This window comes from Acinetobacter sp. AR2-3 (assembly GCF_001878775.1).
GTDB lineage: Bacteria > Pseudomonadota > Gammaproteobacteria > Pseudomonadales > Moraxellaceae > Acinetobacter > Acinetobacter lwoffii_D.
Genome location: NZ_MJIQ01000021.1, coordinates 155,576 through 163,279 on the forward strand (window position 1 = coordinate 155,576; position 7,704 = coordinate 163,279).

Annotated in this window: 10 protein-coding genes; 9 read left to right on the forward strand and 1 reads right to left on the reverse strand. The window is 44.9% G+C overall.

Annotated features, from left to right (window positions below):
- The first annotated feature begins 16 nt into the window (after positions 1-16).
- Complete coding sequence (locus BFN00_RS02090) at positions 17-718, forward strand: TetR/AcrR family transcriptional regulator (RefSeq protein ID WP_071850320.1); 702 nt, start codon at positions 17-19, stop codon at positions 716-718.
- A 52-nt stretch (positions 719-770) separates the two neighbouring features.
- On the opposite strand, the gene BFN00_RS02095 is transcribed toward BFN00_RS02090, so the two are convergent.
- A complete protein-coding gene (locus tag BFN00_RS02095) occupies positions 771-1,385 on the reverse strand; it encodes a thiol:disulfide interchange protein DsbA/DsbL (RefSeq protein WP_005094908.1) in 615 nt (204 codons plus the stop codon).
- A gap of 227 nt (positions 1,386-1,612) precedes the next feature.
- On the opposite strand from BFN00_RS02095, the gene ubiG reads away from it, so the two are divergent.
- From ubiG to argA, 8 genes are all read left to right on the forward strand, one after another.
- A complete protein-coding gene (gene ubiG, locus BFN00_RS02100; protein WP_071850321.1) occupies positions 1,613-2,341 on the forward strand; it encodes a bifunctional 2-polyprenyl-6-hydroxyphenol methylase/3-demethylubiquinol 3-O-methyltransferase UbiG in 729 nt (242 codons plus the stop codon).
- A complete protein-coding gene (locus tag BFN00_RS02105) occupies positions 2,338-3,027 on the forward strand; it encodes an HAD family hydrolase (RefSeq protein ID WP_044108779.1) in 690 nt (229 codons plus the stop codon). Before ubiG ends, BFN00_RS02105 begins: the two co-directional genes overlap by 4 nt.
- 39 nt (positions 3,028-3,066) lie before the next feature.
- Positions 3,067-3,813 (forward strand): YciK family oxidoreductase, encoded by a 747-nt coding sequence (locus tag BFN00_RS02110; protein ID WP_005094903.1) that lies wholly within the window; start codon positions 3,067-3,069, stop codon positions 3,811-3,813.
- 156 nt (positions 3,814-3,969) lie between these two features.
- A complete protein-coding gene (locus BFN00_RS02115; protein ID WP_004281232.1) occupies positions 3,970-4,389 on the forward strand; it encodes a hypothetical protein in 420 nt (139 codons plus the stop codon).
- Between the two features lie 185 nt (positions 4,390-4,574).
- Positions 4,575-4,730, forward strand: coding sequence for a hypothetical protein (locus BFN00_RS15895; protein ID WP_005105291.1), 156 nt, complete (start codon positions 4,575-4,577; stop codon positions 4,728-4,730).
- 315 nt (positions 4,731-5,045) lie between these two features.
- Positions 5,046-5,432 carry an RcnB family protein gene (locus BFN00_RS02120; protein ID WP_005105288.1) on the forward strand — a complete coding sequence of 129 codons (387 nt, stop codon included), beginning with the start codon at positions 5,046-5,048 and terminating at the stop codon, positions 5,430-5,432.
- Between the two features lie 242 nt (positions 5,433-5,674).
- Positions 5,675-6,061, forward strand: coding sequence for an RcnB family protein (locus tag BFN00_RS02125; RefSeq protein ID WP_071850322.1), 387 nt, complete (start codon positions 5,675-5,677; stop codon positions 6,059-6,061).
- A gap of 132 nt (positions 6,062-6,193) precedes the next feature.
- Positions 6,194-7,537 carry an amino-acid N-acetyltransferase gene (gene argA, locus BFN00_RS02130; RefSeq protein WP_071850323.1) on the forward strand — a complete coding sequence of 448 codons (1,344 nt, stop codon included), beginning with the start codon at positions 6,194-6,196 and terminating at the stop codon, positions 7,535-7,537.
- Positions 7,538-7,704: the final 167 nt, after the last annotated feature.

Genomic DNA, 7,704 nt, shown 5'->3' on the forward strand with positions numbered 1-7,704 from the left:
GATAGGAAACCCATTTATGTCCTTACGTGAAGATCGCAAGCAGCAAAGTCATCAGGCGTTACTCGATGCCACTCTGGCATTCAGCAGTCAGGGCCGTGCTTTCAGCACGATCAGCCTGCGTGAAGTTACGAATGCAGTTGGACTGGTACCGACGGCATTTTATCGGCATTTTCAGGATATGAACCAGCTCGGTCTGGAGTTGCTGGATCAGGTTGCGATTCACATCAAAGGAGTACTCAATCAACTGGGACAGGCTTATCTGTATCAGCCAAATACCCGAACCTACACCGGACTTGAACTGTTTTTTCAGGCGGTCGAATATCATCCTGAACCCTGGATTTTTTTTGTTGCAGAGCGTTGGGGCGGTTCGGACGTGTTACGTGCCGGTATTGAACGGGAAATTCATTTTCTGGCTGAAGATGTCATGCATGAACTGGCCAAAATGCAATCTACCCGACATATTCAGGCGCCACAGGACTTGCAGGCATTGGCACAGATGCTGATTGAGCTGTCCCTGAACTGGGCGATGGGCTGGATTCATCTGCAGCATCAGGCTGATCCAGAGCTACGCCGCGCCCAATCCAATGCCTTTAAAACCCAAAGCGTGCTACAGATGCAGCTTTTGCTGCGTGGCATTTTGCACTGGTACCGGAGACCTACCGAAACAGTCGAAACTGCAAGCCCTGTGTTCAATGAAACAGTCACCCCTCCGGCCTAAATAAAAAAACCTGCATCATGATGCAGGTTTTTTAGTGATCGTCAGTTCAGACTTATTTGGCTTTACGCTCTTTTTCGATCAGGTAATTCACCACCTGAATGACTTTAGCATCATTACCTTGCACAATATATTTACCATTCACGGTCACTGCCGGAACACCACTGAGCTGATACTGAGCAGCCAGATTTTTGGCTTGGGCAATTTTTGAAGTGATCGGGAAAGATTTATAAGTACTGTTAAATTTCGCTTCAGAAATACCATAGCGGGTATAGAACTTGGCCAATTGTGCCTGTTCTAAAATTGGACGTTGCTTGTCATGAATATCATGGAATAATTGTAAATGTGCTTTTTGACGCACACCCAATGCTTCAGACACATAATAAGCACGCGCTGCCTGCTCCCAGAGTGGATTCATTGCAGCCGGTGTACGTACGAAACGTACATCCTTTGGTAATTTTTTCAACCAGCCCTGCATATGTGGTTCAAGCGCGAAACAGTGACCACAGCCGTACCAGAAGAATTCACGTACCTCAATTCTGCCCGGTTTTTCGACTTTGACTGGTTTTGCAACCACCTGATAGTCCTGACCTGCCACAAAATTGGCCATAGCATTGCCTGAAAAGGCCAAAACAGATGCGGCAACAGCGCCTAAAAGGAATTTTTTCATTCGGATTATCGTCCTCTAAATCATTATGCTTAGTTTATGTGTTCACTATAAATCAATTATGCCGGTTTCGTTTTCATTCTGTGAACTTTTTTGCTGCTTTTATCGCTTTTTCTGCCAGAATCGCTACACTAAACCATCGGACTGATTTTCAAGGTTTTAAATCAGTTTCTCTGGCCATTCGGCACATACATATTTTTAGCTAATCACGACTGATTGAGGTGACACCGATGTCGCAATTGAATGTTGATCCACAAGAAATTGCCAAGTTTGAAGCATTTGCAGCTATATGGTGGGATCAGCATTCCGAGTTCCGCCCCTTGCACATGATTAATCCACTGCGTTTAAACTGGATTGATGAACATGCCGGAGGCTTAAGCGGCAAAAAAGTGTTGGATGTCGGCTGTGGCGGTGGCATTCTGGCCGAAAGCATGGCGCGACGTGGTGCCAATGTGCTCGGAATTGATATGGGCGCAGCCCCTTTAAATGTGGCACGCATCCATGCTGAACAGGAAGGCGTAAGCAATATTGAATATCGTCAGGTGCCGGTCGAGCAACTGGCAGAGGAACAGGCTGGCCAATATGACATCGTGACCTGCATGGAAATGCTAGAGCATGTGCCAGATCCGGCATCGATTATTCAGGCCTGTCATAAACTGGTCAAGCCAGGTGGTCATGTATTCTTCTCGACCATTAACCGTAATCCAAAGTCCTATTTATTTGCCATTATTGGGGCAGAATATGTCTTGCGCATGCTGGCCAAAGGCACCCATGATTACAGCAAATTTATCAAGCCGTCCGAACTGGCACATGACATTCGCAACTCGGGTTTAAAGCTTAAAGACATGACCGGTCTGCACTATAATCCGCTGACCAAGCGTTATTGGCTGGCACCGAATGTTGATGTGAACTATATGGTCTATACCGTGAAAGATAGCGCAGCAGAGACCACAGCATGAAAGCCGTTTTATTTGACCTCGATGGTACCCTGATTGATACCGCTGCCGATTTTATCCGGATTATCCAGCAGATGTGCCATGAAGAAGGCCGTGCACTGGTTGAACCCGAGCTGATTCGTACCCAAGTCTCCGAAGGCGCTCGCGCTATGGTGAAACTGGTTTATCCGGAACTGCAACTGGAAGATCCGGTCTTTCTGCAACACCGTCAGCGCTTTCTGGACATGTATGGCGCAGATATTGCGGTCGATACCGATCTGTTTGATGGCATGTATCCATTACTTGAACAGCTAGAGGAAAATGACATTCCTTGGGGGATTGTGACCAATAAACCGCGCTGGCTCAGTGAGGCTTTACTGCAAGCACTGAATCTGAGTGAACGCTGTGCGGTACTGGTGTGCCCTGAAGATGTCACCCGCACCAAACCTGATCCTGAACCGATGTATCTGGCAGCCAAGCAACTGAATCTTGCCGCGGAAGACTGTATCTATGTCGGAGATCATCCACGAGATATTGATGCCGGCCGTCATGCCCAGATGCTGACCATTCTGGCTGCTTATGGTTATTTGCCGTTGCAATACAAAGACGATTTAAACGCCTGGCAGGCCGACCATATCGTGCATACTGTGACAGAATTACATCAATTGATTCAGACACTAGTACTGAAGCAGCATACTGCGGTATCTTGAACGCTTAACACTAAATAATAAGAAGTGAGGAGGTAGATAATGAAATATTCAGCATATCAACCTCGCCCCGATCTGCTCAAGGATCGTATCATCCTAATCACAGGTGCGGGCGATGGCATTGGACGTGCAGCAGCAATCAGTTATGCCTTGCATGGCGCAACTGTGGTGCTGCATGGGCGTACCTTAAACAAACTCGAAGTCATTTATGATGAAATTGAAAGTTTAGGTGCGCCGCAACCTGCCATCTTGCCGCTACAACTGTCGAGTGCTTCAGAACGTGATTATGAACTTTTGCTCGATACACTAGACCGTCAGTTTGGTCGTCTGGACGGCATTCTGCACAATGCCGGCATTTTAGGAGAACGGGTTCCCCTGGCGGATTATCCGGTCAATGTCTGGGATGATGTGATGGCGGTCAATCTGCGTGCACCATTTGTCATGACCCAAGCGCTGTTACCGTTATTATCCAAATCCGAACATGCTTCTGTGGTTTTTGCCAGCTCAGGTGTAGGCCGCGAAGCCCGCGAACGCTGGGGTGCGTATTCGGTTTCTAAAATTGCTATTGAAGCGGTAAGCCAGTTATTTGCCAAAGAGCAGGTACATCCGAATATCCGTTATAACTGCATCAATCCCGGGGCAACGCGGACTGCCATGCGCGCCAAGGCCTATCCGAATGAAGATCCGAAAACCCTGCCTACCCCCGATTCAATCATGCCGGCTTATCTATATTTGATGGGTAATGACAGCCTGCATATGAATGGCCAGAGTATTGATGCACAGGATTAAATTATTCTGTCTGTCATTCAGGGAGCAATCGCTCCCTTTTTATTTCATTTTTAGTCATATTCAGCGCATAAATCTTAAGTAAGTTCACCCCGCTCGCATTGAGTTTCATTAAAATAACAGCATACTAAGCCCCACTATATTTCACTCGAGTGCATCATGACTGAATTAAACAATATTACGGTGACCCATTTAGACGATGGCATGGTGTCGCTGCTGATTGATCAACAGCCTATTTCAGAAAAATACGGCACCAAGTTTGAAGCCAGTATCGTGGATGACATCAAAGCACTCGAAAATGCTCAGAAACTCAAATTGTTCGAGCAATTTGTATTTTCACATCAGGATCTGAATTTTGAACATGCCTATTATTATGTGACTGGCATTGAAAAATTAGACGACAGTTATCGTCTGGCCAAGCATTTTGTTTATCGCATTAAAATTGAAGGTCAGCCAGAAATCGAACATGTCATCAGCAATCAGGGCAAAGCCATGACGGCCGAGGATGTACGTGCCTTTATTCAGGCGCATGTGCAGAAATCACTCAACGATTATACTGACCTGAACTATGCTTATTAAAAGTCGGGTCATTGAATAATTTTGGGCACTTTTCGATAAAGTGCCCTTTTTTTTCTTAAAATCCTGCAAAAAACAACAATAAATCGGATTTACATATTAAATATATAAAATTATACGGTTTTCCAAATCAAACTCATTGAACTATGCTTTCTTGAACCACAGATAGATCAAATCAGGAGCGCAGCATGGCTGACCAAAAACGTAAAATTGAAACGATTCACCGGATTGAACAGTTGCAGTTATCTGAAGCATTGATTGTGGCACTTGACGATGCTCTACAAGCTGAATCGGTGGCTGAAGCAATCCAGTCCTTACAAGGTTTGGCAGAGCAATGGAATTAATCTCAAACTAACCCGGCAAAATTCTTTACCGTTTCAGTAAATCACTAACTTTTTTCTTGCTGATTCAATGTTGTTTTTTTGAGCTAAATCATCGATTTTCGCTTGCATGTTGGCCCTTGCTTTGATGAGATAAGGACATAGCTCGGTAGGCTACTTTATAGAAGTGATACCATCGCTTAAAGTCATGTAAAAACATGACATCATCATAATATCTCTGCATTTGTTATAAAAATTGTGCCTGTTCTTCACAGTTTCTCTGCAATTTTTCCGTACATTAGGCACTGTAGAAGATGAACAATTTAATGAGGGTTCAACATGAAAAAGGTTTTGGTGGCACTGGCAATTTCTTGCAGTACATTCATGCTGAGCAATGTCGTCATCGCTGCCCCTCATTTTAACGATGAATCCCGTATGGATTCACGTCATGGTCATGACAAGAAAAAAGCCCGTGAGTTCCGAGAGGAAGAGCAACAGGATAACCGCCGTATGCGTGAAGAACGTGGGGTGAAACGCCTGCAACAGTTACGCTGGCAGCCGGGTTATGTGATGCCACAGCATTATCGTGGCAATGGCTATAAAGTTGAATACAAAGACCATCGCCTGCCTCGACCTGACCGCAAGCAGCAATGGTATAAAGTCAATAATGACTACATTCTGGTGGATTCTGAAAACAACAGCATTATCCGCATCGTGGGTGACTAGTTCATAAGCGCATTCAAATTTAATCTTCTTTAAGGCCCAACCATGTTTGGGCTTTTCTATTTTACTGGCTGAATTTTTTTATCCGCAAATCTTGCGGCTTATCCAGCTTTTAGACTGCATGACTTATCTACTAAATTTCTTCATGAATTTAACAATTTAACTAAATTGTACTCACGCTTTCTATGTACTTGTTCGCTAATTTAGTCTTATCGAAATTAGATATACATCTTAAGGTGAGAGCCATGAAAAAAGTCTTAACTACAATCGCGTTATCTCTAAGTGCTTTGTTAGCTACTTCTGTAATGGCAGCACCACAGCATGACTCGCGTTATGACTATAATCCACATAAATCGGCACCACACTGGAATGCCAAAGATAGCAAGAAATGGAATGACGACCGTCGCTGGAATGATGACCGCCGTCATAACAACCGTATGGTCAATCCAAGCCGTGACTGGCGCGTAGGACAAACTTTACCTCGCCAATATGACAACAACCGTTTTGAAGTGAGTGATCGCGAAGCACGCCGTTTGCCAAATACCGGTCGTTTCCAGCAATGGTACAAGGTCAACAATGACTACGTTCTGGTCAATGAGCGTACCAACAAAATTGTACGAATCATTAACTAAGCTTTCTCCATTACTGCTCGTCTTGCAGACACCTGAAGTCCCCTTCAGGTGTTTTTTTATATCTGCACTTCCACTTGCGTTTTTTTTCATTAGAATCAAAGCTGGATCTTCAATCATTGAAATGGGCACAGCATGACTTCAGCAGAAACGTCACAAAGCACAACCTTGCAATATGTGCACTGGTTTCGCCATTCTGCGCCTTATATCAATGCGCACCGTAACAAAACCTTTGTAATCATGTTTGATGGCGAAGCCGTCTTAAATGATAACTTTCAGCATATTATTCACGATATCGCCTTATTACATTCTTTGGGTATTCGGCTGATTCTGGTACATGGTGCACGTCCACAAATTAACCAGAATCTGGCTCAAAGCCAGATTACGACGCCTTTTTACCAGCAGCGTCGAGTCACCACACGTGAATCTTTAAGCTGCGTGATGAATGCCGTGGGTTCGATCCGTCTGCAAATCGAAGCACTGCTGTCTATGGGACTGGCCAACTCGCCGATGTATGGCGCCCGGATTGATACTGTTTCAGGGAATTTTGTCACCGCCAAGCCGTATGGCATTCGTGATGGTATTGATTTTCAGCTGACCGGTGAAGTGCGCTCAGTTGATACCGATGCGATTCAGCGCCATCTGGACAGCCATAATATTGTGGTGCTTGGCCCGACCGGTTATTCCACCACAGGAGAAGTCTTTAATCTGCTGGCTGAAGAAGTTGCTACCAAAACGGCGATTCGCCTCAAGGCAGATAAACTGATTTTTCTCGGTAAGCAGCATGGTCTGATGGACAGTAACGGCCAGCTCAAACGCGAAGTGACACCGCAACAGCTGGATGATTTTATTCCGGTCGAACAAGATGCGCTTGAAAGAGGACTACAATTGAAAGCCGCACAGGAAGCCTCAATGAACGGCGTACATCGGGTGCATCTGATTTCTTATGCCTATGATGGTGCCCTGCTGGAAGAGCTGTTCACCCGGGATGGTTCCGGAACTTTGGTCACCGATGCACATTATGAAGAAGTGCGGATGGCCGATATTCAGGATGTAGGGGGTCTGATCGGTTTGCTGCGTCCACTGGAAGAAGAAGGCATTCTGGTCTATCGTTCGCGTGAACGTCTGGAAAATGAAATCAACCAGTTTGCCGTAATCGAACGGGACGGCATGATTCTGGCCTGTGCCGCCCTTTATCCGATTCCGACTACGGGTGATGAATTGCGTTCTGCAGAAATTGCCTGTGTTGCGGTACATCCAAGTTATCGCAAGTCTAATCGGGGCAGCCAGATTCTGCATTATCTTGAAGAAAAAGCCAAAAGCATGCAGATTCAGCAGCTGTTTATTCTAACCACCCGCACCGCGCACTGGTTTCTGGAACAGGGCTTTGAACCGGCTTCAGTCGATGATTTGCCAGATGCCCGTCAGGCTTTTTATAATTATCAACGTAATTCAATTGTTTGCAAAAAGTCACTTTAAAGTGGCTTTTTCTTTCAGTGCTTTAGCTTAATTTCAGATAAAGATATCTGACAATCTCGATTTAAATTTTCAAATTCTATTACTGGTTTTTAGCTAAACATATCAACAGATCAGATTTAAAAAAATAACTATAAATTTCATAAGTTTGATTAGGGTCTGTTGACATT